Below are 24,846 nucleotides of genomic sequence, written 5' to 3'. Positions count from 1 at the left end.
GTCAGGCGACCCGGGTGGGCGCTTGCGGAAGCCCCGGTGCGGCCCCGGCGATGCCATGCACGCCTGCCCGGTCGAGCACGCCTGCGGCCCAGCGCGCATGGGTGGTCGGCTCGCACATGCTGCCCCCCTGCCCGAACACCGCCCGCGCCTCGCGCGCAAGGATCGCGCGCGCGTCCTCGACCTCGCTGGCGGCGGGGCGCAACGCCTCGTGGATGATCGCCACCTGCGAGGGGTGGATCGCGGTCTTGGTGAGCAGGCCATGCTCGAGATCGCGCGCGACTTCCTCACGCAGCAGATCGGTCTGGGCGTAATGCTCGAACACCGGGGCCGACAGCGCCAGCCCCTCGGGCAGGAACACGCTTGCCATGGTGGAGATGGCGAGGCCGAGCGGCCCGTCATAGGCCGTCCGCTCCCGCGAGCGGCGCACGCCGAGGACGTTGAGGATGTCGTTCCCGCCGATCCTGACCGCATGAACCTGCTCGCCCAGCGGCGCCAGCGCGCCCGCCAGCCGGGTGAGCGCGGCGCGGTCGAAAGCCTCGGCGCTCTCGATGGTGGGCATGATCCCGTGCAGGAAACCCTCCAGCCGCGCCAGCCAGTCGGCGAGGTTCGCAGTGGTGATCTTGGGCAAGACGAAGCCCGCCAGCCGCGCGATCCCCGGCTGCGCCTGCATCCAGCTGAGCATGGCGGGCGAGCGCGGGCGGGTATAGACGATCAGCTGCGGCGGCACCGCCTCAAGCATCCTGAGGATCGCGGTGAACACCTCCTGCGCGGCGCCCACGTCCGCCTCGTGCAGCGAATCCTCCAGACAGATCACCACCGAGCGCAGATCGGGATTGGCCCCCGCCAGCAGCTCGGGCAGGCGCGGGTGCTGCACCGGGATGTAGAGCGTGGCCCCCAGGTCGACGGCTTTGGTCATCATGCGTCTCCAGCCTTGGCTATCAGGGTTACGGCCCGGTAGTTTCCGAGTTCCCGCTGGTGCACCTCTACGCCGCTTTGATCGGCAAGGTGCAGCAGATGGGCCACTTCCGCATCATTCGGATCGCGCACGAACACCGCGTGCGGCACCCGGCGCAGCACGGCGCGGGTCGCTTCGGCGATGCCGGGCTTGATGCGGTTGACGTTGGTGACGGCGTATTCGCTCATCAGCCCTTCCACCAGCGCGGTGCAGGCCGCGCGGCTTTCGCGCGCGCCTTCGGGGCTCCAGCCCGGAAAGGTCTGCTGCGGCAGGGGCGCGGCCTCGATGGCATCGACGAAGGCACGCGACTGGTCGGCAGCGGCGTGCTCGGTGAGGTGGCGGCAGGCGTGGAATTCGCCCCGCCCCACCAGATCTTCCGACAGCACCGAGCGGCTGAACAGCCCCGAGACGATCGCGCCGAGGATGCCGGAGGGGATCAGGTAATCCTCCGAGGTCGCCGCCAGACTGGCACAGCCCGCCGGATCGGCGATCACCGCGAGAAAGGGCGCAAAGCCCGCAGTGCCATCGGCAAGGCTCGCCTCGAGCTCCCCGGTAATCGCGCCCTTGCCCGTCCACCCGTCGACGAACACCGCATCCGCCGTCCCGCGCAGCGCGGCAATGTGGGCGAGCGCCACCCGGTCGATCCCGCGACCGCGGATGATGCTGATCGAATAATGCGCCACATCGAGCCCGCGCCGAACCAGCGCACGGCGCAGCAGCACGCCGATGGGCGTGCCCGCACGGGCGAGCGAGATGATCGTGCAACTGCGCGCGGTCTCAGGGCGCGCGGCGATGGCATCGGCGAGTGTCTCGACATCGGCTCTCAAGCGCCCGCCATTGCGCGCCAGCGCCGCGCGGTAGAGCGCGAGATAGCGGTCGTCGGGCAAGCGCTCTTCCGACAGCATCTCGGAATAATGCCGCGCGCCCGACTGGATCAGCGCCTCCTTTTCCGCCACGCCCGTCAGCGCGACCGCGGCGGGCTTCAGCAGGAAGGTCACATCCTCGGGCGCGTAGGAGCCGGAAAAGCCGCTCATCCGTCGATCCAGCTGTGCCCGCGCGCGATGTGCTGCCACAGTTGCGCCTGCGTCGGGATCATCGCCATATGGCAAAGGTCGAGAAAGCCCGCGTCGGACCACGAATCCCCGATCCCCACCACCAGCCGCTCGGGCGTATCGCGGCGCACGGCTTCGAGCCAGTATCGCACCGCCGCGCGCTTGCTCAGCCAGGGCGGCAGAAAGGCGAGGTTGTTGCCATTGGCGTGGATGCGCCAGCCTTGGGGCAGGCGCTCCGCCAGCGCCTCGGCCAGCGCGGCGAGACCCGCTTCGTCCCCCAGATTGCTCTTGATGACGATATAGAGGTCGAGCCCCCCATCGCTCACGATCCAGTGGCGGAAGGCGGCGCTGTCGAGCGTGTCGGTGAGCTGCGGATAGAGCGCCGCCGGGGGCGTGCCCGCCGCGGCGAGCGCTTCGAGCCGCTTGTGCCACACCCTGTCGGGCGTGCCTTCGGCGGTGAGGATGCAGCCACCATTGGCGCAGATCGCCGGGGCCTGCGCGATATCGACCCGCGCCAGAACCGCGCGGCTGCGGGCCGTGACGGGGACGACCTCGCCATGCGCCAGCCATGCCAGCAAGCCCTGCTGCGGCGGAGTGGCATAGCCGCTCGGCGCGCCATCGACGAGGCGGCTCATCGGGCGCAGGCGCGCCTCCGGCCAGTCGCCGCACTTGCCGCGGGTCTGGAACAGGCTGTCGTCGAGATCGGCGAGAATCAGGGGGGTAAGCGCGGTCACGGGGCCTCGCCATAGCGGCACAGCGCCAGCTCCACCACAGCGTCGCTGCCCGCTTCGGCGAGCCAGCCGCGCAGCGCCTCGGCCTGCCCGCCCTCAATCTCGGCGGCGATCACGATGCGCGCGGGGTCGTGGGCGAGGAGGTTGTAGACATGGCACGTCGCGCCCGAGCCATAGGCGTCCGCCAGCGTGGCGACGCTGCGCATCGCATGGCCAAGCAGCGCCGGAGTGCGGGTGATCGACTGGAGCGCGGGCACGCCCCCCTGCGCGGCGATGTCCTCGGCGATGCACAGCGCCTCGTAGGCGTGTTCGCCGTCGCCCAGCACCAGCACGCGCTCGGCCGGCGCGGTTGTGATGGGCGCGCGGATGGCGGCCTCAGGTGCGAGCAGCCCGGTGCGGCTGCGCATTCCGCTGGCGGGCGCGGTGCCGTGGCGGTTGGCGGTGGGGGCGAGCTTTGCTGCGACCTGCCCTGCCCCCGGCGTCCATTCCAGCGTCCCCGCGATCAGCGAATGGGCGCTGGCGGGGCGCGGCATACGCGCGAGGAAGGCTCCTGCGCTCCAATCGGTGAGGCTGGCGCAGGCGACCCGTTCGATCTGCGGGAGCGCCGCCACCAGCGCCTCGGCTGCCTCGACAAAGGTCGCGCCGGTGCTGCATTCGTCGTCGACGATGACAAGGCTGTGCGCGGCGGCGAGCATGGGCTCAACCTCTGTGCTGACCTGCACCATGTGGCTGGCGGCGTGGCTGTGGTCTTCCTCGAACCGGCACAGGATGCGCGCGCCCGTGACGGTCTGGCGGCTCGACTGGACATAGGCGCTTTCGGCCCCCGGATGCCGCGCGCGCCATGCCGCCCAGACCGCTTGCGCCAGCCCCGTCGCGGTCTCGGCCATGCCGCAGAACAGCACGGGTTCGGGCAGATCGCCCGGCAATTGCGCGGCGAGTGCATCGGCGGCGGCGCGCAGGGCCTGCGGCGGCGTGGGCAGGTGCCGCCCGAGCACCGTCGAAACGATCAGGAAGCCCCGCTTGGGATTGGCACGTGCGGCGAATTGGCACAGGTTGGCAACCCGCTCCGGCGCGACATCGTGCAGCACCAGCGTGCCGGTCGGCAGATCGACCTTGACCCGGCCCGGCGCATCCTCAGGCATGGACGATGATGGGAACCACCGCATTGCGCGCGCGCGCCACCACGTTGCGGCGCAGATTGTCGGTCGAGACCGCCATCGGAGGCAGATCCGCCCCCGCCGCTGCCGCCATTTCATAGACCAGCGCGGCGCGGATGCCGAAATTGACGTTCTCGGAGATCGATCCCCGGTTGCGCATATTATCATGCGCGAGGCTGGCCGAGGTCACGCCGACCAGATTGCCGAACTCGTCGATGATCGCGCCCCCCGATGATCCCGATCCGATTGGCGCGGAAAACTGGAAGCGCGAGACGTCGCCCCCGCCCCCGGTCAGGCCCGAGACATTGCCGGTGGTGACCTTGAGATCGGCGCCCAGCACGTCGATCAGCGGAAAGCCGGCGGCCATGATGTCCTCGCCCAGAAACAGCGGCGATCCGATGCGGATCGGCAGCGGCTCGCCGCGCGTCTGGCAGCGCAGCAGCGCGAGATCGTGCTGCACGTCGACCGCCAGCGTCACCGCGACATCGCGCGCGGGGCCGATTTCGAAGCGCTGCCCGTCCTCGATTACATGGGCATTGGTAACGATGATATCGGGCGCGATCAGCACCCCGCTCCCCGACCCGAGCAATTGGCCGGGAGCAGGTTTTGGCCGGTTATGCCCGCGCCCGTCGGGATGCGGGATCGGGCCGTTGCCCCCATGATTTCCGGGGGGCGGCACATCCGGCGTATTGCGGAACGGCACCTGCACCCCGGCGAGATTGCGCGCGCGGACATAGGCGTCGATCCCGAAGGTGAAGCCCTCGTTCGACAGCTTCATCCGCCGCTCGCCATTGCGGGTATAGACCTCGGCGAGGATCACCGCCGCCAGCTGCTCAGCCGGCTGCGGCATCTGGTGGGTGGTGCCATCTACCATGAATTCGATCGGATAGGCGGCGTTGACGAAGCCGCCGTGGCGATCGTCCATGACATAGGCGACGATCTCGAAATCGCCCTCCAGCTCGGCCATGCCCTGCATGAACCACTGCTGCGGATCGAGCCGGTCGAAGGCGAGCACGCGCCCGCCGCCGCCCTGGCTGATTGCCGCCACCGCAATGCGCTGGCCCTCGGCCCCGCGCAGGTGGATGCGGCAATCGGCCTTGGGCGTGATCGCAAGGCGCTGTCCGGGCAGGGCGGGCTGCATCGCTTGGCCGATCAGCCGACGTTGACGCCCATCGCGCTCGCCAGCCCTTCGAGCCCGCTGCGCCAGCCTTCGCCGATGGCCTTGACCTTGATGTCGCCTTCATTGCCGCGGTAGAGTTCGACGAAGATCATCGCGACATTCATCGAAGCGTCTTCCGACAGGTCGTAACGCGCCAGTTCGCGCCCGTCGGCATTGTTGGTGACGCGCGCGAAGGCGTTCTGGACCGAGCCGAAGTTCTGGCCCTTGGTCTCGCCGTCGTGGATCGTCACCGCGACGACGACCTTTTTGGCGTCCGCGCTGAGCTTGCCGAAATCGACGATGATCGTCTCGTCATCGCCCTCGCCTTCGCCGGTGCGGTTGTCGCCGCCGTAGATCACCGCGCCATCGGGCGAGACCTTGTTGTTGTAGAAGATGAAATGCGCGTCCGACAGCACCTTGTCGTTCGCCCCGAGCACGAAGGCCGAGGCATCGAGGTCGAAGGCCGCGCCGTCGGTGCGGCGCACGTCCCAGCCGAGCCCGACCGTGACCGCATTCAGCCCCGGAGCCTCTTTCGAGAGCGACACATTGCCGCCCTTCTTGAGCGAAACCGCCATCTTTGCCTGTTCCTTGTGACAGCGCGGCGCGCGGCCCCGGCCTGTGCCGGAACCGCGCGCGCAGCCGATTAGCCGACGTTGACGCCGAAGTGCCCGGCGAGCGGGCCGAGGCCGCCCTTGAAGCCCTGACCCACAGCGCGGAACTTCCATTCGGCCCCATGGCGATAGACTTCGCCGAGGATCATCGCGGTTTCGACCGAAGCGTCTTCCGACAGGTCGTAGCGCACGACTTCGTTGTTGTTGTTGGCGTCGACCAGCCGGATGAAGGCGTTCGACACCTGACCGAAGGTCTGGCCGTTCTTGTCGCCCTCATGGATCGTTACCACCACCGCGACCTTGTCGACATCGGCGGGGAGCTTGGACAGGGTGATCTCGACCTGCTCGTCATCGCCGTCACCTTCGCCGGTGCGGTTGTCGCCCTGATGGATGACCGCGCCGCCGGCGACGTTCTTGTTGTTGTAGAAGCAGAAATCCATGTCGTTGCGGACCTTGCCATCGGTCTTGCACAGGAACGCCGAGGCATCGAGGTCGAAATCCTGACCATCGGTTGCACGCACGTCCCAGCCGAGGCCGACCATGATGCGGTCAAGCCCGGGGGCTTCCTTCGACAGGCTGACATTGCCACCCTTTGACAGCGAGATAGCCATTCTTCGTCTTCCTTTCCTTGTTCTGGCGGTCGCCGGACCCGTTCCGGCGACCATCCGTCAGCAATATTGCGCCGCCGTGTCAGGCGACGGCTTCTTCGCCTTCGCCTTCGCCATCACCGTCCGGGTTGGCGCGGTTCCAGCGCACCGAGGACCAGAAGGCGAGCCCGATCAGCACCGCGCCGATCAGGCCGGTGATGACTTCGGAGATGTGGACGAAGGTGTTGAGGTACATGATCGCCGCCAGCGCGAGGATCGCATAGAAGGCCCCGTGTTCGAGGTAGCGATACTCGCTCATCGTCCCCTTCTTGACGAGGAAGATGGTCATCGAACGCACGAACATCGCACCGATGCCGAGGCCGATGGCGATGATGATGAGGTTGTTGGTGAGCGCGAAGGCCCCGATCACCCCGTCGAACGAGAAGCTCGCATCGAGCACTTCGAGATAGAGGAACGCGCCGAAGCCCGCCTTGGCGACATCGCCGGTGCTGGGCGTGGGCGGTTCGAGCACGTGGTTGACGATCTCGACCGCGAGATAGGTGAGCAGGCCCGCGATGGCGGCGATGATGAAGGTCAGCGCGTCGGCATCGGCCAGCACGGTCGAAACGCCCCAGGTCGCCGCGAGCACCAGCCCGATCGACACCGCTTCGATGTCGGCAACCTTGGCCAGCGGACGCTCGATCGCGGCGATCCAGTCCACTTCCTTGTCGCTGTCGAAGAAGTAGTTGAGGCCGACCATCCCGAGGAAGGCGCCGCCAAAGCCCATCAACCCGATATGCGCGCCCTCGACGATTTCCTGGTAGCGCACCGGATCGGTGAGCGCGAGGTTCATCGCCTCGACCGGGCCCAACGAGGCTGCGACCATCACGATCACCAGCGGGAAGACGATCCGCATCCCGAACACCGCGATCGCGATCCCCCAGGTCAGGAAGCGCTGCTGCCAGACCGGATCCATGTCCTTCAGAACCGAGGCGTTGACCGCCGCGTTGTCGAAGGAGAGCGACACTTCCAGAACCGCCAGCACCGCGCAGATCCACACGATCCCGAGCATGCCGTCGATGGTGCCATACAGCTCCCAGCCATACCACGCGCCGAGCAGCAGCCCGGCGAGGGTGAACAGCAAAGAGCCCCCAAAATGCTTGAACATCCCGTTATTATCCCCTTGGCCGCGTCGCGCGGCGAGTGTCTTAGCTAGTCCTTACTGCCGCGCGTCCACTGAAGATAGACGCCGATATCTTCCGAGAACGGCTTCTGGCTCTGGTAGAAGCGCATCAGCCGGCTCATCTTCAATTCGCCGCCGACATTGTCGATCACCGCGATCCCGCACAGGCGTTCACGGCTGTTGACCTCGTCCATGCGGACTTCGATTTCGGGCTGGCCCGGAATGTTGAGGCGCACCACGCCGTCGGTCTCCGCCCAGTTGGGCGCGCCTTCGTAGATCAGCGCAAACACGCCGATGCGGCGGATATAGTCGAAATACTGGCCGTTGACGCGGATCGTCTCACCCGCCGCAACCGCGCCGGTGCGGTCATCGCCCGACAATTCGATGAAGGGCGGCTGGTGGTAGGAACCGAAGCTGCGGCCCAGCGCCTGGATGCAGCCTGCGCCCATGCCGTCGGCCAGTTCGAAGATCACGCCGAGATCGAGATCGAGCTGCTGCGTGCCGCCGAAGAAGCCCTTCTTCTGGGTGCGCGCGGTCCAGTTGAGGTTGAGCACGATTTCCCCGAAGCTGCTCCCCTGCTTCTTGAGGCTGACCGAGGAATTGCCCTTGTCGAGGCTGATCTTCTTGAGGCTCACCGGCGCGGCGGGCGGCGGGGGAGGTGGCGGCGGCGGTGCCGGGGGCGGCGGAGGCGGTGGGGGCGGCGGGGCGGCTTCGGCCACTTCGCCGCCGAAATGCCCGATCAGAGCCGCGAGCCCCCCGGCAAAGCCTGCCGCAATCGTCCCCAGCTTCCAGCCCGAGGAATGGCGATAAAGCTCGGCCAGCATCACCGCCTTTTCGTTGGTGAGCGCGGCAGCCGCATCGAAGCTCGCCTTGCCGCCATCGATAGTGACGGACAGCGGACGGGATTCGCCCACCGCGCGGCTGTCATGCGTGGCGGTGAAGACGATCCGGTCGATATTCGCGGGCAGGGCCGCCAGATCGACGGTGAAAGTGGCGGAATTGCCCGCCGCTGTCATCACCACCTCGCCGCCGGGCGAGCGCGGGTTGGAGAACAGCACGACATAGCGATCATCGCCGATCTTCTGCCCCGGCTCGAGTCCGAAGGCGGCGATGTCGATCCCGGCCATGCCGAAATCGACCGTAACGGTGCATTGCGGGGCGATCCCCAGATCGGCGAGGGCACGTTTTTCGCCACGTTGCAGCTGCATGCGAGAATTCTCCGGGCAAGTTGAATTGGTTGGCGCGCCGGGCGCAAGTTCAAAGGTCAGATGACAGCGCGCGCTGCCGGGGCGAGATCATGGACGGTGCGCCCGCCGGTGCGCTCACCGATCGCCTTGAAATCCCACTGCCCGCCGCTGCGCGACAGGGTGGCGAGGATCAGGCCGGTGTGCGGGCCGCTGTCGGAAATGTCGAACCGCGCCAGTTCGCGCCCGCTCTTGTTGTCGACCACCCGGCCAAAGGCATTGGCGACCTTGTCGAAGGTCTGCCCGCGAAAGCTGTTCACGGTGAGGACGATATATTCGACCTTGCCATCGAGCTGGTCGAGCTTGATCGCGATGCTCTCGTCATCGCCCTCGCCCTCGCCGGTCAGGTTGTCGCCGCTGTGGCGGATCGTGCCCGCGGCATTGGTGAGCTTGCCGAACCACACCGCTTCGAGCACGGTCTTGTTCGCATCGAAAGTGAGGCACGAGGCGTCGAGATCAATGTCCCCGCCCCCGCCGAACAGCCCGCCGAAAAAGCCGCCCTTGGCGACATCCCAGCCGACCCCGAGGGTGATCTGCGAAAGCCCGTGCGGTGCCTCCTTGGCGAGGCTCACCGACTGGCTTTTCTGAAGCGAAACTCCCACTCATCCCCCTCGCGCGACCGCGGCAACTGTCCCATTTCGGGATATCCCCGAAGGCCAGAGGGGTGTCAACCCTGCGACCACGGGGGTTGCAGGGCAGTTACAGTTGTTATCGTTACGTTTTGATTAAGCGCGCGGCCAGCCGCAGCAGGGTCTAAACCAGCGCGAAACTGCCCTTCAGCCCGTCGATCACATATTGCGCCGCGAGCGCGGCCAGCAGCACGCCGAGCAGGCGGGTGATGACCGCTTCGACCTTGTCGCCCAGCAGCCGGATCAGCGGCCCGGCGGCGACCAGCGCGGCCGCCGTGATCGCCAGCACCGCAGCCAGCGCGGCGAGCACCTCGAGCATCTCGGGCCAGCCCTCGGCCTCGTTCATCAGCAGCATCACCGCCGCGATCGCGCCCGGCCCGGCCAGCATCGGCATCGCCATGGGGAAGACCGAGACGTCCTCGATCTCCGGGGTGGCGGCGATCTTCTCGGCCCGCTCCTCGCGGCGCTGGGTGCGCTTTTCGAATACCATGTCGAAAGCGATGAAGAACAGCATCAGCCCGCCCGCAATGCGGAAGGAATCGAGCTCGATATGCAGCGCGCCCAGCAGTTCCTGCCCGAACAGCGCGAAGATCAGCAGGATGATCGCCGCGATGAACGTCGCCCGCAGCGCCATGGTGCGGGCCTGCGCCGCGGTCGCGCCCTTGGTCAGCCCGGCATAGATCGGCGCGCACCCGGGCGGGTCGATCACCACGAACAGGGTGACGAAGGCGGAAAGAAAGAGTTCGGTCAGCACCATGATGTCGCTTCGGGGGATGTCGCTTCAGGGAAGGGTCGCTTGCAGCGGGGTTTGCGCGCCCCTTTCATCAATCGCCGGTGGGCACAAGGCTTTGTTCGATCCCCGTCAGCCAGCGGCCCTGATAGACGTAATCGACGGCGATGTAGCGGGTGCCATCCGGGCGGTGTTCCCAGCGCCAGCGCAGCGTGCCGTCCTTCGAGAGCTTCGCATCGGCCTTGCCGTCCTCGCCCATCGGGATCGCGGGCGGCGGCGGGGTGCTGCCCGGCCCGCCGCGCGGACAGGTGGCGACCAGACCCTCCACCAGATCGATCGCGGTGACGACGATATTGCCATCCTCGACCGGCTTCTTCGGCGGCGGCTGCGGCACGTCATCACCGCCGACATCGAAGATGTAGCGATAGCTGCCATCGGTCTGCCGTTCCCACACGGTGACGAAATTGCCGACTGTGCCATCGGGATCGCGGTAGCGCCCCTGGCTGACCGCGACGGCCCCGTCGCAGCTCATCACCACCGCGCGCGGCTCCCACTGCACCGCCTCGGGCGGGTCTTTCTGGGTGTCGAGCCACGGCAGAATCGGGAAGGGGCCGTCCTTGCCGTGCAGCAGCGCACCGGGCGCGGCGAAGAGGCGGAAGGCGGTCCACTGTCCGCGTTCACGGGCGGCGCGGGAGAAGGCGATTTCAGCAGCGACGATGGTGCTCGGCTGCGCGGCGCCGGGCGCGGTGGCGAGCGCACGGTCGATCTGCGCCAGCTGGCGCTTGTTCGGCTTGGGCGGCCCGCCCTGCCCGCTACAGGCGGCGAGAAGTCCGGTGATGGCAAGAACAGCAACTAACCGGCGCATCGCCACCTCCGTTCGGATTACAGCCCCTCGGGCGCGGCCAGCCCGGCGTGGGCATGGGCTGCGACCAGCGTGTTCCTGAGCAGCACCGCGATTGTCATCGGCCCGACCCCGCCCGGCACCGGCGTGATCGCGCCTGCGACCTCGCGCGCCTCGGCATAGGCGACATCGCCGACCAGACGGCCCTTGGGCTTCTCCTCGGTGGGCGGCAGGCGGTTAATCCCGACGTCGATCACGGTCGCGCCCGGCTTGATCCAGTCCCCGCGCACCATCTCCGGGCGGCCCACCGCCGCAACCACGATATCGGCGCGGCGCACCACCTCGGGAAGGTTCTTCGTGCGACTGTGCGCGATGGTGACGGTGGCGTTGGCATCGATAAGCAGCTGCGCCATCGGCTTGCCGACGATGTTCGAGCGGCCGATCACCACCGCCTCCAGCCCGCTCAGGTCGCCGTGACGATCCTTCAGCAGCATCAGGCAACCCAGTGGCGTGCAGGGCACGAAGCCCGTCTGCCCGACCGACAGGCGCCCGGCGTTGATGACGTGGAACCCGTCGACATCCTTGTCCGGACTGATCGCGGCGATCACCGCCTGCTCGTCCAGCCCATTCGGGAGCGGCATCTGCACCAGAATCCCGTCGACCTCGGGATCGCGGTTGAGGCGCTCGACCAGTACCAGCAGTTCCGCCTCGCTGGTTTCGGCCGGCAGGCGATGTTCGAAACTGGCGAGCCCGGCCTCCTCGCAGGCGCGCGCCTTGGCCCCGACATAGACCTGGCTGGCCGGGTCCTCGCCCACCAGCACCACCGCAAGCCCGGGCCGCCGTCCGGTCGCCCGCACGAAATCCGCCGCCAGCGTGCCGATCCGGGCGCGCAGGGTGGCGGCAAAAGCCTTGCCGTCGATCACCGCTGCTTCAGCCATCCCTATGCCGCCGTCTGCAAGAGCCGGGAGACAGTCCACAGTATCAGGATGAAAACCATGGGCGAAAAGTCGATCGCGCCGGTGTTCGGCATGAGCTTGCGGATCGGGCGGAGCACCGGTTCGAACAACCGGCTCAGGGCATCATGCACCGCAAAGGCGAACTGGTTGCGCGGGCTGATGACGTTGAAGGCGAACGCCAGACTGATCAGAAACCAGACGATCAGCAGCATGTTGGCGACTTCGATCACCTTGCTCAGGATATCAATCAATGCCTGTACCATGGTATTCCATTTCCACTGTGTGAGCGCGCGGGCCTGTGCGGCGCGCGCCCGGTCTTGTCCCTTGCTGGGCGTATTAGCTTGTTAATACGCCTCGCGCCATAGTCCAGTTCCCGCGCGCGCGGCTCAGGCCCGCACCAGCGTGCCCGCGCCGCGGGCGGTGAAGAATTCGAGCAGCATCGCATGGCCCACCCGGCCATCGAGCACCACCGCCGCTTCGCAGCCCGATTGCACTGCGGCGACGCACGTCTCGAGCTTGGGCACCATCCCGCCGCGGATCACGCCGTCTTCGCGCAAGGTAGCAATGTCAGCGGGGGTGAGATCGGTCAGCAGTTCGCCGTCAGCCCCCAGCACGCCCTGCACGTCGGTCAGCAGGAACAATCGCGCCGCGCCCAGCGCCGCCGCGATCGCGCCGGCCATGGTGTCGGCGTTGATGTTGTAGGTGGCTCCATCCGCACCCGGCGCGATCGGGGCAATCACCGGGATCATCCCTGCGGCCACCATCGTGTCGATTACCGTGGTATCGACCGCCGCCGGCTCACCGACGAAGCCCAGGTCGACCACCTGCTCGATATTGCTGTCGGGATCGCGGGTGGTGCGGCTGACCTTCTTCGCCGTCACCAGCCCGCCGTCCTTGCCCGAGATGCCGATCGCCTTGCCCCCGGCGGCGGCGATCCAGCCCACCAGCTCCTTGTTGATCGCGCCCGAGAGCACCATTTCAGCGACCTTGGCGGTGGCCTCATCGGTGACGCGCAGCCCGTCGACGAAGGTGCTCTCCACCCCCAGCCGCTTCAGCATCTGGCCGATCTGCGGGCCGCCGCCGTGGACCACCACCGGGTTGATGCCGACCGCCTTCAGCAGCACGATATCCTCGGCAAAGTCGCGCGCGGCTTGCGCGTCGCCCATCGCGTGGCCGCCATATTTCACCACGAAGGTGCGCCCGGCATAGCGCTGGAAATAGGGCAGCGCCTCGATCAGCACTTCGGCCTTGGAGAGATCGGGCGAGACGGCTTGGGGGTGGTTGGGCTTGTCGGTCACCGGGCTTGTCATCCTGCGCGCACCCATCGCGGTGGCCCGCGCGCCCTAGCGTCTTGCCGTCCCGCGGCCAAGCGGCTTGGTGGGCGGTAACGTCATATTAGGCATTTGCGTACTATGATGTTAACCTATCGCATCGGTCGCACTTCTGAAACGGCAATAGGGGCGCGTGACACCGGCCACAGCCGGGCCTCGCCTGAAGGGACGAACAGGCATGGGCGAAGACAGCACGAACGACAACGGCGCGGACCTCTCCGGCGGCGGACGGCGACAGGGTGACCGGCGCAAGGCGCAGGTCCCCTTCGAAGGCCCCGACCGCCGGCAGGGCGACCGCCGCACCGGCGCCGACCGGCGCACCACGCCGCGCGAGGAAAGCGACGGCTGAGCGAGAGCGCGAGGCGCCCCTCCCCGTCCCGGGCTTGACCCGGGACCCAGCTATTCATCGATGGTGAGAGAGGGAGCGGGGTCCCGGGTCAAGCCCGGGACGGGGTGTTAGACTGATGATGCGCCACCACCCGCTGGCAAAGAGCGACGAATTCGGTGTGGCTCATGTCGTTCTTCGCATCATTGGTGCGCCACTACGCTGCAGCCGATGCGTGCCATGACTGCGAGGTCGGCCAGTGCTTGTAGCGACTACTTGAAAGCAGGCTGGTCTTCTGCGCAATGAAATCTTTGAGCCTTCTTCTTGGATAATTGTCGGGTTCGCTTGAATAATATAGCTGAAGACAATATGTATAAATATCCGCCAATTGAAGAAGCCTGCTATGATGGGAAGGAATAAAGTATACAGAGTCTATAAGGCGATCAATCTTCACACCGAAGAGATAATCAGTTCCTTCAGATCGGTAGCGGGATAAATTTACGACAGATTTCTCCGAAAATTCTCCGTCGAGGTCACCAATCAAAATTGACCTGTCCTTCAGGTGAGCGGCGTCGCGCTGGATGCGTTCAGCCAAGTACATGAACGCATCATCTTCCCACCCATGCTCTCGAATCATCAACGCCGGATCAATCTTCACGTGGATGCGGCGCACCAATTCATTGTCTCCCGCTATAGCTACAAGACTTTCCAAACATTCGATTCTCGCGGCGGTATCCCTCCACTCACGAAAATGATTCTTACGATGAAAAAGGTCCTTCGCATGAAATTCGGTGTGCCTCGATAGCTCTGTCGTACCGAAATAGCGTTCGGCTAGTTCGTTCATTTTCGTTTCGACCTCAACGATCTTTTCCGAGCAGATCGAGATCGCTCCCAGCCAGTAAAAAGGCTGAACGCCCTTTTGGTATTTACATTCATCGAAATATACGAAGCGCAAATGATTTACTCCGCAATAGTCGTCTCAGAACGACCCTCGCGCCGCCTCACAACAGAAGGCAACGTAAAGGCATAAGTCAGAAAATTCTCGACAAAGTTTTTCAAATCTTCGGCGCTTTCGAGGGAAAACGGCTCATCCTCATGAGCGGCATCGTTTCCGCCAAGCCTGACTTCGTGGGCCCATTCGGCCATGTCTGCAGTCAGTTTGCCAGCGGAAGCAAGATTGTCGATCCTTTTGAATAACGGTTTTCCTGCAAGATTTGGGTCAAGAATCTTTGTCGCAGTCTCTAAACTCTTTCTGAACATCATTCCCGCAGCGTCGAAATTGCCAATCTCTAGGCTAGATGTGCCTTGGCAAAAGAACTTAGCCACATTTTCGGGAGTATCTTTTGGCGCAGCCCCGTTCGGAGCTTCAGGCCACTGACGACCCAACATAATTGTTAGGTTTTCAATGTTCCCTTGCATCTGAACGATGTCGCTATTTCCGAACCACTCACGAACGATGCCCTCTCCGCAAGAACCACAAATTAGCAATGCCCGCCGATCGTTCTCAATCCTCCACGCCTTTACCGCCGAGAAAGCTACTGAGTTCGCTCGGCAATAAGGACAGTTTTGGACCGATATAGCCATCCCCTACTCCGCAGCCTCAGCCCCAAACAGCCCGGCCTCGGCCTCATCGCCAAGACCATCCTCGTTCACGGCCTTCGCCTTCTGCCGCTTGTCGAAGCTCGACCACACGGTGTTCCAGTCGCCGCGCGTGGCGCCCTTCGAATATTCCGTCGCGCGGGTTTCGAAGAAGTTGGCGTGTTCCACCCCGTTGAGCAGCGGCGCGAGCCACGGCAGGGGGTGTTCCTCGATCATGTAGATTTCCTGGAGGCCGAGCTGCTTCAGGCGCCAGTCGGCGATGTAGCGGATGTAGCGCTTGATCTCCTTGGCGCTCATGCCGTTGATCGGGCCCATTTCGAAGGCGAGGTCGATGAAGTTGTCTTCCAGCCGCACGGTCTTCTGGCAGATGTCGATCAGGTCTTCCTTCACCGCCTTGGTGAGGCACTGGCGTTCCTCGCAGAAGGTGTGGAACAGCTTGATGATGCCTTCGCAGTGCAGGCTCTCGTCGCGCACCGACCAGCTGACGATCTGGCCCATGCCCTTCATCTTGTTGAAGCGCGGGAAGTTCATCAGCATGGCGAAGCTGGCGAAGAGCTGGAGCCCTTCGGTGAACCCGCCGAAGGCTGCGAGCGTGCGGGCGATGTCCTCGTCGGTCTCGACCCCGAACTGGTTGAGGAAGTCGTGCTTGTCCTTCATTTCCTCATATTCGAGGAAGGCGGAATATTCGCTCTCGGGCATCCCGATGGTGTCGAGCAGGTGCGAGTACGCCGCGATGTGCACCGTCTCCATGTTGGAGAAGGCGGCGAGCATCATCTTGACCTCGGTGGGCTTGAACACCCGGCCGTAGTTCTCGTGATAGCAGTTCTGCACCTCGACATCGGCCTGGGTGAAGAAGCGGAAGATCTGGGTGAGCAGGTTACGCTCGTTCTCGGTGATCTTCTGCGCCCAGTCGCGGCAATCCTCGCCCAGCGGCACTTCTTCCGGCATCCAGTGGATCTGCTGCTGGCGCTTCCAGAAATCATAGGCCCAGGGATACTGGAACGGCTTGTAGGTCGAGCGGGCTTCGAGCAGCGACATGGGCGGATACTCCTAAGATGGGTTCAGTTTAGCACATACGGCGCGCGGGCGCCGGTGGATTCAGGTGTCAGGCAAAAGGCCAGTAATAGGCCATCACGATCAGGCAGAAGGGCACCAGCATCGAGATCATCGCGATGTGGATCACCGCGGCGTTGCGCAGATGGCCCGGCTTGTTGCGCTTCAGCTCGCGCACCGACTGGACGGCAAACCAGGCGCTGACGACAAGGCCGATGAGCGCGACGGCGAATGGCAAGTTCATGATGGTCTCTCCCCTGTGACCGAGTGGCCTTGCGGCGCGCGGCGGATCACCCCCGCGCGCGGCAAGCGGCCTACTGGCAGCTCAGGCATTCCTCGTAATCGGTCTGCTCGCCGCTGGCGGAGAGTTCGATCTTGGCGAGTTCGGAAGTGTTGTCCGCCTCCACCCCGCCGACGAAGCCCGCGCGCTGCACGCTCTTGGAGCGCAGGTAGTAGAGCGACTTGATGCCGCGCTCCCACGCCTGGAAGTGGAGCATCATCAGGTCCCACTTGTCGACATCGGCCGGGATGAACAGGTTCAGCGACTGAGCCTGATCGATATAGGGCGTGCGGTCGGCGGCGAATTCGAGCAGCCAGCGCTGGTCGATCTCGAAGCTGGTCTTGTAGACCGCCTTCTCCTCCGGCGTCAGGAAGTCGAGGTGCTGGACGCTGCCGCCCCGCTCAAGGATCGAGTTCCAGACATTGGTCGAGTTCTTCGACTTCTTGTCGAGCAGCTTTTCGAGGTACGGGTTCTTGACGATGAAGCTGCCCGACAGGGTCTTGTGGGTGTAGATATTGGCCGGGATCGGCTCAATGCAGGCGCTCGTCCCGCCGCAGATGATCGAGATCGACGCGGTCGGCGCGATCGCCATCTTGCAGCTGAACCGCTCCATCGCGCCCATGTCGGCGGCGTCGGGGCACGGCCCCCGCTCCTGCGCGAGCAGCATCGAGGCTTCCGAGGCCTTCGAATGGATGAGCTTGAACATCTGCAGGTTCAGCGCCTTGGCCATCGCGCTTTCGAAGGCGACGCCCTTCTGCTGCAGGTAGGAGTGGAAGCCCATCACCCCGAGGCCCACGGAACGCTCGCGCGAGGCCGAGTACTTGGCGCGGGCCATCTCGTCCGGCGCGCGGTCGATATAGTCCTGCAGCACGTTGTCGAGGAAGCGCATCACGTCCTCGATGAACTGCTTGTCGCCCTTCCACTCTTCCCAGGTTTCGAGGTTGAGCGACGAGAGGCAGCACACCGCCGTGCGGTCATTGCCCAGGTGGTCGATCCCGGTCGGAAGAGTGATTTCCGAGCACAGGTTCGAGGTCGAAACCTTGAGGCCCAAATCGCGGTGATGCTTGGGCATCATGCGGTTCACGGTGTCGTTGAAGACGATATAGGGCTCACCCGTGGCAAGGCGGGTTTCGACCAGCTTCTGGAACAGCGAACGCGCATCGACCTTGCCGCGCTCGGAACCATCGCGGGGGCTGCGCAGGGTGAATTCGGCGCCTTCGCGCACCGCGTTCATGAACTCGTCGGTGACCAGCACGCCGTGGTGCAGGTTGAGCGCCTTGCGGTTGAAGTCGCCGCTCGGCTTGCGGATTTCGAGGAACTCCTCGATCTCCGGGTGGCTGATGTCGAGATAGCACGCGGCCGAACCACGGCGCAGGCTCCCCTGCGAGATCGCCAGCGTCAGCGAGTCCATCACGCGCACGAACGGGATGATGCCCGAGGTCTTGCCGTTGAGGCCGACCGGCTCTCCGATCCCGCGGACATTGCCCCAATAGGTGCCGATCCCGCCGCCCTTGGAGGCGAGCCACACGTTCTCGTTCCAGGTGCCGACGATCCCTTCGAGGCTGTCTTCGACCGAGTTCAGATAGCACGAGATCGGCAGGCCGCGCGCGGTGCCGCCGTTCGACAGCACCGGGGTCGCGGGCATGAACCACAGGTTCGAGATGTAGTCATAGAGGCGCTGGGCGTGGTCCTGATCATCCGCGTAGGCATCAGCCACGCGGGCGAAGAGATCCTGATAGGTCTCTCCGGGCAGCAGATAGCGATCGGTCAGGGTTTCCTTGCCGAAATCGGTGAGGCGCGCATCGCGGCTCGCATCGGTGACGATCGTGAAGCGGCGGTCATTGACCTTCTTGCTGTCGTGCACGGCGGCCTTGGCCACCTCTGCCATCGCGCCGGCGAGCGCTTCGCTCGCCTTTGCGGCGATCAGCACATCGGAACCGGCATCGGTCGTCTTCATGGTCACTGCCTTTTCATTGTTCGCTTCGGCGGGCGCGGCAGGCGTGCCGGCGTCCAGTTCATTCGTCACATTGTCCGACACGTTGTCGCTCGCCTTGAAATCCATCTGAAGCCCCTGTTGTCCCCCGAATCGGCACCATGACACAAGGGGCCATGTTCCGATTCTGTTCTATACCGCTTGGTCCACAGACTTGCCAACAGGGTGCGCCCTTACCGGCCCCGTTGTCGCATCGGTTGATCCCGTTCGATACTGGTGCCGGTCCCCCGTGCCGGAGCGAATCGTCCTTCCTCTGCCCTCTCACGGGGCGGGGACGTTTCACCAAGGCTTGGGGGTCCGATCAGCGCCGAACCACTAGATGATGAATCACCGCGGGACTCCCGTCAACGGGCGATTAAGCACGTAGTTACCATGATGGCCCGGCTTCAGAGGCGTGTGCGGCCCGCGACGCGTGGACCAAGCTTGAGTCGCGCGGCCCGCAAGCCCCAAATTGAATCTGTGAAGAAAAATATGGTGATTGAATCATTCGAATCCACCCGTGAATCTTTTGCATGGGCACGGGCATGATTGTTGCGCAAGAAACCTGCGGAACAGCTTGCACCGATGCGAGTTACCGTCTCTCCTGACCCGCAGACTTCGGCGCAAGACGCTTCGGTCTCGGCGGGCAGCGAGAGGACACGTTTTTCATGCTCAAGACAGCCACCATTTCGGCCGAGGCGCTCGCCAACGTTCTCGACCAGAGCGTCGATTGCGTGAAGCTGATCGACCTTGCGGGCCAGGTGCTGTGGATGAACTCCAACGGCATCTGCGCGATGGAGATCGACGAAAGCGGGGCCGTCTATGGCCGCGAATGGAGCGGGCTGTGGCCCGAGGAAAACCGCGCGCTGGTGACGGATGCGCTGGCCCGGGCGCAGACCGGCGAGAACGTGCGCTTCGAGGCCTTCTGCCCGACCGCCAAGGGCGCGCCGCGCTGGTGGAACGTCTCGGTCTCGCGCGTTACCTCGCCCGAAGGCGAACATATCGGCTATCTCGCCATCTCGCGCGACGTCACCGACGCCGAATTTCAGCGCCGCCAGCTCGCAGTTGCCGCGGACGAGCTGCGCCATCGGCTCAAGAACACTTATGCGATGGTCTGCGGCCTCATCAGCGTCTTCGCGATGGGCAACCGCGAGCACGAGACCTTCGCCAAGGAGATGAACGCGCGGCTGCTGGCGCTGGGCACGGCGCAGGCCTTCTTCACCTCGCCCGATGTGCCGCGCAACGTCAGCGAGCTGATCCCCGCGCTGGTGAAGCCCTTCGACACCTCAGGCTGCACGGTCAAGCTGGACGATGTCGAACCCGTGCTGGTGGAGCGCGCGCAGGCCGATGCGGTGGCGCTGATCATCGGGGAACTGGCGATGAACTCGGCCAAGCACGGCGCGATGAACCACGGCGGCGCGGTTGCCGTGCGGGCGCGCGAGGACAAGGGGCGGCTGCTGCTGACATGGGAGGAGACCTCGGTGCAGCCGGTCGGCCACATCTCGCGCGATGGCGGACAGGGGCTCGATCTGATCGCGATGACGGTCGAAGCGCACCGCGGAACGATCACCACCAGCTGGCACGATCACGGCCCGGTGGTGGTCGCCAGCCTGCCGATCACGGCGTAGCCGCAGCCTTCGCCGCCTCGTCCGCAATCGCCTGCGCGGTCTTGTAGTCGGGCTTGCCGTTGTTGAGCCTGAGCGACGTGTCGGTCACCACATAAAGCCGCGGGATCTTGTAGCCTGCCAGCCCCGCGCGAGCATGGGTGTCGAGCGCGGACACATCCACCTCCGCCTCGCCCTGCACCACGGCGACGACCTTGCGGCCGAACCTCGGGTCGGGGAGGCTCACCACCCGCACGTCCTTCACCGATGGATGCGCCATCAGCACCGCCTCGACCTCCTCGGGGAAGACCTTCTCGCCGCCGGTGTTGATGCACATGCTGTCGCGGCCGATGAATTCGAGGGTGCCGTCCGCCGCCCAGCGCGCGCGGTCGCCGGTCATCAGCCAGCGCTGGCCGCCGATCACGGGGAAGGTCGCCGCGTTCTTCGCGTCCTCGCCGAGATAGCCCAGCGGCAGCGGCCCGGTGCGCGCGACGATGCCGACGCCGTCGGTGCCGGGCGGAATCTCGTTGAGGTTCTCGTCGAACAATTTCGTCTCGCGTCCGGGCAGCGGCTGAAACTTGCCCCCGCCACTCGACCCGTGCGCGGTGGTGATGACGACCCCCGTGCCCGAGCTTTCCGACGACCCCAGCGCGTCGACGATCGTCAGATGAGGCGCGTGCGCGATTAGCCGCGCCTTCACCGCAGGCGAGAACACCGCGCCCGATGACACCAGCTGGCGCAGGCTCGCCAGCACCTCAGCCCCATCGCCGCGCACGTCCAAGCGGTCGGCGAGCGGCAGGGCGAAGGCGTCGCCGACGATGAACATCCCCCGTGCGCCCAGCCGCGCCGCCTCGTCGAGCGCCAGATCGGCGTCGAACTTGGGCGCGGGGAGCAGCGCCAGCGTGCCGCCCTTGAGCAAGTGGATCACCGCAGTGAACTGCCCCGCCCCATGCATCAGCGGCGAGAGCAGCAGCAGCGGCGAGGTGCTGGCGGGGTGATCGGGGCCGATGCGGACAGCCTCGGCCACCTGTTCCGCGAGGCTCCCGGCGATCAGCGGCGGCGTGCCCGGCGGGCGCTGCCAGACGCCGATGTTGAAGGCGCCCCAAGCCTGATCCATCGGCCACATCACCGCCTTGGGCATCCCGGTGGTGCCACCCGTGGCGGTGAGGAACAGCGCCTCCGGATCGTCGTGCACCGCGAACCCGGCGGGCAGCGGCGTGTCGCACAGCGCTGTCCAGTCCGCGCCGCCGACATCCACCACCAGCGTGCCCCGGGGCATCGCGGTGCGGGCGAGATCGGCGAAATCACTCTCGGTGAACAGCGCCTTCAACCCGAAGCGGCTGAAAATGTCCGCCAGCTCGCGGCTCTTGTAGTGGTAGTTCACATTGACCGGCACCACCCCCGCCTTCACGCAGCCGAACCAGGCGAGCAGATATTCGGGCGTGTTGCGGAGCATCTGCCCGGCGATATCCCCCCGCTTTAGCCCCCGCGCGCGCAATCCGGCGGCGATCCGGTCGGTGACGGCGTCGAATTCGCCCCAGCCAATCACCCGCTCCCCATGCACCAGCGCCGGGCGATCCGCCGGGATCGCCGCCGCCAGCGCCTTCAGCACCATCCCGAAATTCGCACCTGCAAACGCCATCACCAATCGCCTCCTCATCATTTTCGCTAGCCCCGCCGCGCGCTCGCTTCCCCTACGTAAATGATGAGGACAATCCGCAAAACGGGATTAGTCTCGCGAATCGGGGCGCACGGACGGGGCTGGAGAGGAGCTGACCGGATCATGGCTGCAAATGTTGTCGAACTGCGCACGCCGCAGGGCCGCGAAACGCTGGAACGCCTGCTGGAGCAGGTGACGATCACCTGCCTTGAGGACATCCACGATGCCGCGGTCAACCTCGCCCGGATCGCGCAGGAGCGCGGGATGCAGATCGCGGTCTGCGACGACATTTCCTCCAAAGAACCGATGGTCGATGCCGACGGCACGATCCTCAACGCCGATATCTTCCGCTGGCTGGATGACGGCGCGCGCTGGTGGGAGGATCACCGGCTGGCACTCCACTCCCCGCTGCCGCGCGCCTGCCGCTATGAAAGCGAGCCCTTCTGGGTCAACCGCCACGGCTTCAACACCCGCTGGCGCAACCACTACCTCGCCGAGATCGACATGAACGATTTCGAGCGCCGGGCGCTGTGCAAGGCGGCGATCGTGATCCCGGTGCACCTGCCCTTCGGCCAGATTTCCGCGAGCAGCTTCATCTCGATGGATCGCGACAAGGAAGATCTCTCGGCCGAATTCGCCGAATATGGCGCGCTGTTCGCGATGGTCACGCGGTGCTTCGTCGCGGGCTATGTGCAGGCGCACCGGACAAAGCGGCGCATCCCGTCGGACTGCGTGCTCTCCAAGCGCGAGGTCGAATGCCTGCGCTGGGCGGCGATCGGCAAGACCGACAAGGAGATCAGCATGATCCTCAACCGGTCACACGCCACGATCCGCTACCACATCCACCGCGCGGGCGAGAAGCTGGACAGCGTGAACCGCGCGCAGACGATCTTCAAGGCGGGGCAGCTGGGGTATCTGGGGGCGAGCGATTGACCTCTTCCCCGCCCCGGGCTTGACCCGGGGCCCCGCTCCCTTTTCAGGCGACCCGCTCGATCGGCAAGGAAGCGGGGCCCCGGGTCAAGCCCGGGGCGGGGTGGAGAATAGCCGCTACCCCAACCGCCTCAACGGCTCGCTGCCATCCCAGCCCACACCCGCCGCCTTGATCATCCCGAACAAATCCGGCCCGTCCTTGGCCTGTTGCAGAATCTCCACCAGTGTCCCCGGCCCGCCGCCTGCATCGACATAGATCACCTCGCTCGTGCCGAACGTCCCCTCGATCACCACTTCCGCGCCCGCCTCGGCGCATACCCGGCGGGCCTCGGCGATGTCGTCGACCAGCAGGCACACATGGTGCAGCCCGTTGCCGGTCGCCCCATATTCGCCGGTGTAGATCGAAGGGTGATCGTCGCGCGGGCGGATCAGTTCGATCTGCATCTCGCCCCAATAGGCGAGCGCGAGGTCGAACACCGCCTCGGTCGGCGTGCCGCGATATTTCATGCCGTCCAAGTGGATGCCCTCGATCAGGAAGAACGGCCCCACCCCCATGACCTCGGTCCAGTGCCGCACCGCCGCGTCGAAATCCTCGGGCACGAAGGCCAGCTGCATCACCTCGCCCAGCGACGCGATTTTGCCCGGAAGGCCCATGTTCCTCTCCAATCCGATAGTGTGCCCCGCCTCCGAACCTGTGTGATATTCTCCCCTCACGACACTGCACAAAGTGCGAGGACGAGGGACGGGGGCCACCCCCCGCAAGAGGACGCATCAGGCCGATGAACGAGATCAAGGACATTGCCCGCGCTGACCGCTGCCCCGGCATCAGCTACACCGACATGCTCAACGGCGACACCCGCCGCGCGCCGGACTATCTCTTCGAAGAATCGCATATCGCAATGGGCGACGATCCCCTGCCGGTCGCGCCCTACATCTCGAAGGAATTCGCTGCCCTCGAACGCGAAAAGATGTGGCCCAACGTCTGGCTCTTCGCTGCGCGCGAGGACGAGATGCCCGATCCGGGCGACACGGTGGTGTTCGACATCGCCGGCAAGAGCTTCCTGCTGATCCGCCAGAAGGATGGCGGGGTGAAAGCCTTCTACAACGCCTGCCTCCACCGCGGCCGCAAGCTGCGCACCGAGAGCGGGTCTTCGGTGCAATTGCGCTGCCCGTTCCACGGCTTCACGTGGCGCAATGACGGGAGCCTCAAGGAGATTCCCTGCGCGTGGGACTTCAAGCATCTGGAAGGCAAGGACATGGACCTGCCGCAGGCGCGCGTCGAGCTGTGGCAGGGCTTCGTGATGCTGACCGAGAACCACGATCTGCCGGACTTCAAGGCGTGGCTCGGCCCGGCGGCTTCGCATTACGAGCGCTACGATTTCGCCAATCGCTACACCGGCATGTGGGTGCAGAAGAAGATCCCGGCCAACTGGAAGGCGACAGCCGAGGCCTTCATGGAGGCCTGGCACTCGATCACCACCCACCCGCAACTGCTCGCCTTTCTCGGCGATGCCAACACGCGCTACGATCTGATCGGCGATCACTTCAACCGCGCGATCACGCCTTCGGGGGTGCTCTCCCCGCACGTAAAGGGCAAGAATTCGGACTACGTGCTCGAGAAGATGAACGAGTTCTCGGGCGGTGCGGACGCGTCCACCAACCGGCGCTTCAACGCCTCGAGCGGCGCAGCGGAGGGCTATGATCCCGACGATCCGCTCGCCGCGCGCAAGGTGCTCGCCGAGGCGGGGCGGCAAGGGTTCACCGAGCAATATGGCTACGACTATTCGGACGCCGCCGACACCGAGATCCTCGACAACTTCACCTACAACATCTTCCCCAACTTCGCGCCTTGGATCGGGTTTCTGCCGACGCTGGTGTACCGCTGGCTGCCCGGCGACACGCCTGACTGGTGCATCATGGAAATCCGCCTACTGTTCCCAACCCCCAAGGGCGAGGAGCGCCCGCGCGCGGTCGCGATGACCTATATCCCCGACGATGAGCCCTTCGCCTGGGCCAACGACATCATGGGGCCGCAGCTTGCCAACGTCTTCGATCAGGACATGGCGAATCTGCCTTACGTGCAGGAGGGCATGAAGGCGATGAAGGACGGGCTGATGGAGCTCGGCCACTATCAGGACAGCCGCGTGCGGCATTTCCAGACCACGCTGATGAAATATGTGAACGGGGAGCTGCCTGCAGCCCCTTAACGCCCTTCGTCATTGCGAGGAGCGAAGCGACGCGGCAATCCATGGGTCAC

At 65.3% G+C, this 24,846-nt stretch carries 26 protein-coding genes; 4 read left to right on the top strand and 22 right to left on the bottom strand.

Annotation, left to right across the window (positions count from 1 at the left end):
- Position 1: 1 nt before the first annotated feature.
- The 15 genes from BZF59_RS00845 to argB form a co-directional block, all read right to left on the bottom strand.
- The gene (locus tag BZF59_RS00845; RefSeq protein ID WP_245805956.1) at positions 2-919 is read right to left on the bottom strand and encodes an HpcH/HpaI aldolase/citrate lyase family protein; all 918 of its coding nucleotides are present in this window, start codon (positions 917-919) and stop codon (positions 2-4) included.
- Positions 916-1,989 carry a cysteine protease StiP family protein gene (locus tag BZF59_RS00840; protein WP_086606355.1) on the bottom strand — a complete coding sequence of 358 codons (1,074 nt, stop codon included), beginning with the start codon at positions 1,987-1,989 and terminating at the stop codon, positions 916-918. Before BZF59_RS00840 ends, BZF59_RS00845 begins: the two co-directional genes overlap by 4 nt.
- Entirely contained in the window at positions 1,986-2,741 is a 756-nt protein-coding gene (locus BZF59_RS00835; RefSeq protein ID WP_086606354.1) for an HAD family hydrolase, read from the bottom strand. Before BZF59_RS00835 ends, BZF59_RS00840 begins: the two co-directional genes overlap by 4 nt.
- Positions 2,738-3,880, bottom strand: a complete 1,143-nt coding sequence (locus BZF59_RS00830) for a phosphoribosyltransferase domain-containing protein (RefSeq protein ID WP_086606353.1) — start codon at positions 3,878-3,880, stop codon at positions 2,738-2,740. Before BZF59_RS00830 ends, BZF59_RS00835 begins: the two co-directional genes overlap by 4 nt.
- Complete coding sequence (locus BZF59_RS00825; RefSeq protein WP_086606352.1) at positions 3,873-5,036, bottom strand: S1C family serine protease; 1,164 nt, start codon at positions 5,034-5,036, stop codon at positions 3,873-3,875. Before BZF59_RS00825 ends, BZF59_RS00830 begins: the two co-directional genes overlap by 8 nt.
- An 11-nt stretch (positions 5,037-5,047) precedes the next feature.
- Complete coding sequence (locus BZF59_RS00820) at positions 5,048-5,629, bottom strand: TerD family protein (protein WP_086606351.1); 582 nt, start codon at positions 5,627-5,629, stop codon at positions 5,048-5,050.
- A gap of 68 nt (positions 5,630-5,697) precedes the next feature.
- Positions 5,698-6,276 carry a TerD family protein gene (locus tag BZF59_RS00815; protein ID WP_086606350.1) on the bottom strand — a complete coding sequence of 193 codons (579 nt, stop codon included), beginning with the start codon at positions 6,274-6,276 and terminating at the stop codon, positions 5,698-5,700.
- A gap of 79 nt (positions 6,277-6,355) precedes the next feature.
- Positions 6,356-7,420, bottom strand: a complete 1,065-nt coding sequence (locus BZF59_RS00810) for a DUF475 domain-containing protein (protein WP_086606349.1) — start codon at positions 7,418-7,420, stop codon at positions 6,356-6,358.
- 44 nt (positions 7,421-7,464) lie between these two features.
- Positions 7,465-8,643 (bottom strand): TerD family protein, encoded by a 1,179-nt coding sequence (locus BZF59_RS00805; protein WP_086606348.1) that lies wholly within the window; start codon positions 8,641-8,643, stop codon positions 7,465-7,467.
- A 56-nt stretch (positions 8,644-8,699) separates the two neighbouring features.
- Positions 8,700-9,281, bottom strand: coding sequence for a TerD family protein (locus tag BZF59_RS00800; RefSeq protein ID WP_086606347.1), 582 nt, complete (start codon positions 9,279-9,281; stop codon positions 8,700-8,702).
- Positions 9,282-9,432: 151 nt separating this feature from the next.
- Entirely contained in the window at positions 9,433-10,059 is a 627-nt protein-coding gene (locus BZF59_RS00795) for a MarC family protein (protein ID WP_086606443.1), read from the bottom strand.
- A gap of 73 nt (positions 10,060-10,132) precedes the next feature.
- The gene (locus BZF59_RS00790; RefSeq protein WP_245805955.1) at positions 10,133-10,903 is read right to left on the bottom strand and encodes a hypothetical protein; all 771 of its coding nucleotides are present in this window, start codon (positions 10,901-10,903) and stop codon (positions 10,133-10,135) included.
- Positions 10,904-10,920: 17 nt separating this feature from the next.
- On the bottom strand, positions 10,921-11,817 hold the full coding sequence (gene folD / locus BZF59_RS00785) for a bifunctional methylenetetrahydrofolate dehydrogenase/methenyltetrahydrofolate cyclohydrolase FolD (protein WP_086606345.1): 897 nt from the start codon (positions 11,815-11,817) through the stop codon (positions 10,921-10,923).
- Positions 11,818-11,819: 2 nt separating this feature from the next.
- On the bottom strand, positions 11,820-12,098 hold the full coding sequence (locus tag BZF59_RS00780; RefSeq protein ID WP_086606344.1) for a YggT family protein: 279 nt from the start codon (positions 12,096-12,098) through the stop codon (positions 11,820-11,822).
- Positions 12,099-12,221: 123 nt separating this feature from the next.
- Positions 12,222-13,145: an acetylglutamate kinase gene (gene argB, locus BZF59_RS00775; protein WP_086606343.1), complete on the bottom strand. Its 924-nt coding sequence runs from the start codon at positions 13,143-13,145 to the stop codon at positions 12,222-12,224.
- A 199-nt stretch (positions 13,146-13,344) separates the two neighbouring features.
- Here argB and BZF59_RS16145 point away from each other — a divergent pair, with 199 nt between their 5' ends.
- Positions 13,345-13,515 carry a hypothetical protein gene (locus tag BZF59_RS16145; RefSeq protein ID WP_158094228.1) on the top strand — a complete coding sequence of 57 codons (171 nt, stop codon included), beginning with the start codon at positions 13,345-13,347 and terminating at the stop codon, positions 13,513-13,515.
- A gap of 193 nt (positions 13,516-13,708) precedes the next feature.
- Here the strand turns inward: BZF59_RS16145 and BZF59_RS15940 are convergent, their stop codons facing one another.
- The 5 genes from BZF59_RS15940 to BZF59_RS00755 form a co-directional block, all read right to left on the bottom strand.
- A complete protein-coding gene (locus tag BZF59_RS15940; protein WP_143738045.1) occupies positions 13,709-14,446 on the bottom strand; it encodes a DUF3800 domain-containing protein in 738 nt (245 codons plus the stop codon).
- A gap of 5 nt (positions 14,447-14,451) precedes the next feature.
- Positions 14,452-15,075, bottom strand: a complete 624-nt coding sequence (locus tag BZF59_RS00770; protein ID WP_211277327.1) for a DUF4145 domain-containing protein — start codon at positions 15,073-15,075, stop codon at positions 14,452-14,454.
- A gap of 3 nt (positions 15,076-15,078) precedes the next feature.
- The gene (locus BZF59_RS00765; protein WP_086606342.1) at positions 15,079-16,128 is read right to left on the bottom strand and encodes a ribonucleotide-diphosphate reductase subunit beta; all 1,050 of its coding nucleotides are present in this window, start codon (positions 16,126-16,128) and stop codon (positions 15,079-15,081) included.
- 67 nt (positions 16,129-16,195) lie between these two features.
- On the bottom strand, positions 16,196-16,387 hold the full coding sequence (locus BZF59_RS00760) for a hypothetical protein (RefSeq protein WP_086606341.1): 192 nt from the start codon (positions 16,385-16,387) through the stop codon (positions 16,196-16,198).
- Between the two features lie 70 nt (positions 16,388-16,457).
- Positions 16,458-18,485: a ribonucleoside-diphosphate reductase subunit alpha gene (locus BZF59_RS00755; protein WP_086606340.1), complete on the bottom strand. Its 2,028-nt coding sequence runs from the start codon at positions 18,483-18,485 to the stop codon at positions 16,458-16,460.
- Between the two features lie 578 nt (positions 18,486-19,063).
- On the opposite strand from BZF59_RS00755, the gene BZF59_RS00750 reads away from it, so the two are divergent.
- Positions 19,064-20,023, top strand: coding sequence for a PAS domain-containing protein (locus BZF59_RS00750; protein WP_086606339.1), 960 nt, complete (start codon positions 19,064-19,066; stop codon positions 20,021-20,023).
- Here BZF59_RS00750 and BZF59_RS00745 read toward each other — a convergent pair.
- Complete coding sequence (locus BZF59_RS00745; RefSeq protein ID WP_158094227.1) at positions 20,013-21,641, bottom strand: AMP-binding protein; 1,629 nt, start codon at positions 21,639-21,641, stop codon at positions 20,013-20,015. The two genes, BZF59_RS00750 and BZF59_RS00745, sit on opposite strands and share 11 nt — an antisense overlap.
- 141 nt (positions 21,642-21,782) lie before the next feature.
- On the opposite strand from BZF59_RS00745, the gene BZF59_RS00740 reads away from it, so the two are divergent.
- Entirely contained in the window at positions 21,783-22,592 is an 810-nt protein-coding gene (locus BZF59_RS00740; RefSeq protein ID WP_086606337.1) for a helix-turn-helix transcriptional regulator, read from the top strand.
- A gap of 114 nt (positions 22,593-22,706) precedes the next feature.
- Here BZF59_RS00740 and BZF59_RS00735 read toward each other — a convergent pair whose 3' ends face one another.
- Positions 22,707-23,243 carry a VOC family protein gene (locus BZF59_RS00735; protein WP_086606336.1) on the bottom strand — a complete coding sequence of 179 codons (537 nt, stop codon included), beginning with the start codon at positions 23,241-23,243 and terminating at the stop codon, positions 22,707-22,709.
- 125 nt (positions 23,244-23,368) lie between these two features.
- On the opposite strand from BZF59_RS00735, the gene BZF59_RS00730 reads away from it, so the two are divergent.
- Positions 23,369-24,796 carry an aromatic ring-hydroxylating oxygenase subunit alpha gene (locus BZF59_RS00730; RefSeq protein ID WP_086606335.1) on the top strand — a complete coding sequence of 476 codons (1,428 nt, stop codon included), beginning with the start codon at positions 23,369-23,371 and terminating at the stop codon, positions 24,794-24,796.
- The last annotated feature ends 50 nt before the right edge of the window (positions 24,797-24,846 follow it).

Source organism: Erythrobacter donghaensis, from assembly GCF_002155425.1.
GTDB lineage: Bacteria > Pseudomonadota > Alphaproteobacteria > Sphingomonadales > Sphingomonadaceae > Erythrobacter > Erythrobacter donghaensis.
Note: the sequence above shows the minus strand (reverse complement) of the source record. Positions and strands in the feature narration are given on the sequence as shown.

Bases quoted from the DNA above. Each gene is read 5' to 3' on its own strand.
- BZF59_RS00845 (WP_245805956.1), bottom strand. From the start codon at position 919: ATGATGACCAAAGCCGTCGACCTGGGGGCCACGCTCTACATCCCGGTG.
- BZF59_RS00840 (WP_086606355.1), bottom strand. From the start codon at position 1,989: ATGAGCGGCTTTTCCGGCTCCTACGCGCCCGAGGATGTGACCTTCCTG.
- BZF59_RS00830 (WP_086606353.1), bottom strand. From the start codon at position 3,880: ATGCCTGAGGATGCGCCGGGCCGGGTCAAGGTCGATCTGCCGACCGGC.
- BZF59_RS00825 (WP_086606352.1), bottom strand. From the start codon at position 5,036: ATGCAGCCCGCCCTGCCCGGACAGCGCCTTGCGATCACGCCCAAGGCC.
- BZF59_RS00820 (WP_086606351.1), bottom strand. From the start codon at position 5,629: ATGGCGGTTTCGCTCAAGAAGGGCGGCAATGTGTCGCTCTCGAAAGAG.
- BZF59_RS00815 (WP_086606350.1), bottom strand. From the start codon at position 6,276: ATGGCTATCTCGCTGTCAAAGGGTGGCAATGTCAGCCTGTCGAAGGAA.
- BZF59_RS00810 (WP_086606349.1), bottom strand. From the start codon at position 7,420: ATGTTCAAGCATTTTGGGGGCTCTTTGCTGTTCACCCTCGCCGGGCTG.
- BZF59_RS00805 (WP_086606348.1), bottom strand. From the start codon at position 8,643: ATGCAGCTGCAACGTGGCGAAAAACGTGCCCTCGCCGATCTGGGGATC.
- BZF59_RS00790 (WP_245805955.1), bottom strand. From the start codon at position 10,903: ATGCGCCGGTTAGTTGCTGTTCTTGCCATCACCGGACTTCTCGCCGCC.
- folD (WP_086606345.1), bottom strand. From the start codon at position 11,817: ATGGCTGAAGCAGCGGTGATCGACGGCAAGGCTTTTGCCGCCACCCTG.
- BZF59_RS00780 (WP_086606344.1), bottom strand. From the start codon at position 12,098: ATGGTACAGGCATTGATTGATATCCTGAGCAAGGTGATCGAAGTCGCC.
- argB (WP_086606343.1), bottom strand. From the start codon at position 13,145: ATGACAAGCCCGGTGACCGACAAGCCCAACCACCCCCAAGCCGTCTCG.
- BZF59_RS16145 (WP_158094228.1), top strand. From the start codon at position 13,345: ATGGGCGAAGACAGCACGAACGACAACGGCGCGGACCTCTCCGGCGGC.
- BZF59_RS00770 (WP_211277327.1), bottom strand. From the start codon at position 15,075: ATGGCTATATCGGTCCAAAACTGTCCTTATTGCCGAGCGAACTCAGTA.
- BZF59_RS00765 (WP_086606342.1), bottom strand. From the start codon at position 16,128: ATGTCGCTGCTCGAAGCCCGCTCGACCTACAAGCCGTTCCAGTATCCC.
- BZF59_RS00760 (WP_086606341.1), bottom strand. From the start codon at position 16,387: ATGAACTTGCCATTCGCCGTCGCGCTCATCGGCCTTGTCGTCAGCGCC.
- BZF59_RS00755 (WP_086606340.1), bottom strand. From the start codon at position 18,485: ATGGATTTCAAGGCGAGCGACAACGTGTCGGACAATGTGACGAATGAA.
- BZF59_RS00750 (WP_086606339.1), top strand. From the start codon at position 19,064: ATGCTCAAGACAGCCACCATTTCGGCCGAGGCGCTCGCCAACGTTCTC.
- BZF59_RS00745 (WP_158094227.1), bottom strand. From the start codon at position 21,641: ATGGCGTTTGCAGGTGCGAATTTCGGGATGGTGCTGAAGGCGCTGGCG.
- BZF59_RS00740 (WP_086606337.1), top strand. From the start codon at position 21,783: ATGGCTGCAAATGTTGTCGAACTGCGCACGCCGCAGGGCCGCGAAACG.
- BZF59_RS00735 (WP_086606336.1), bottom strand. From the start codon at position 23,243: ATGGGCCTTCCGGGCAAAATCGCGTCGCTGGGCGAGGTGATGCAGCTG.
- BZF59_RS00730 (WP_086606335.1), top strand. From the start codon at position 23,369: ATGAACGAGATCAAGGACATTGCCCGCGCTGACCGCTGCCCCGGCATC.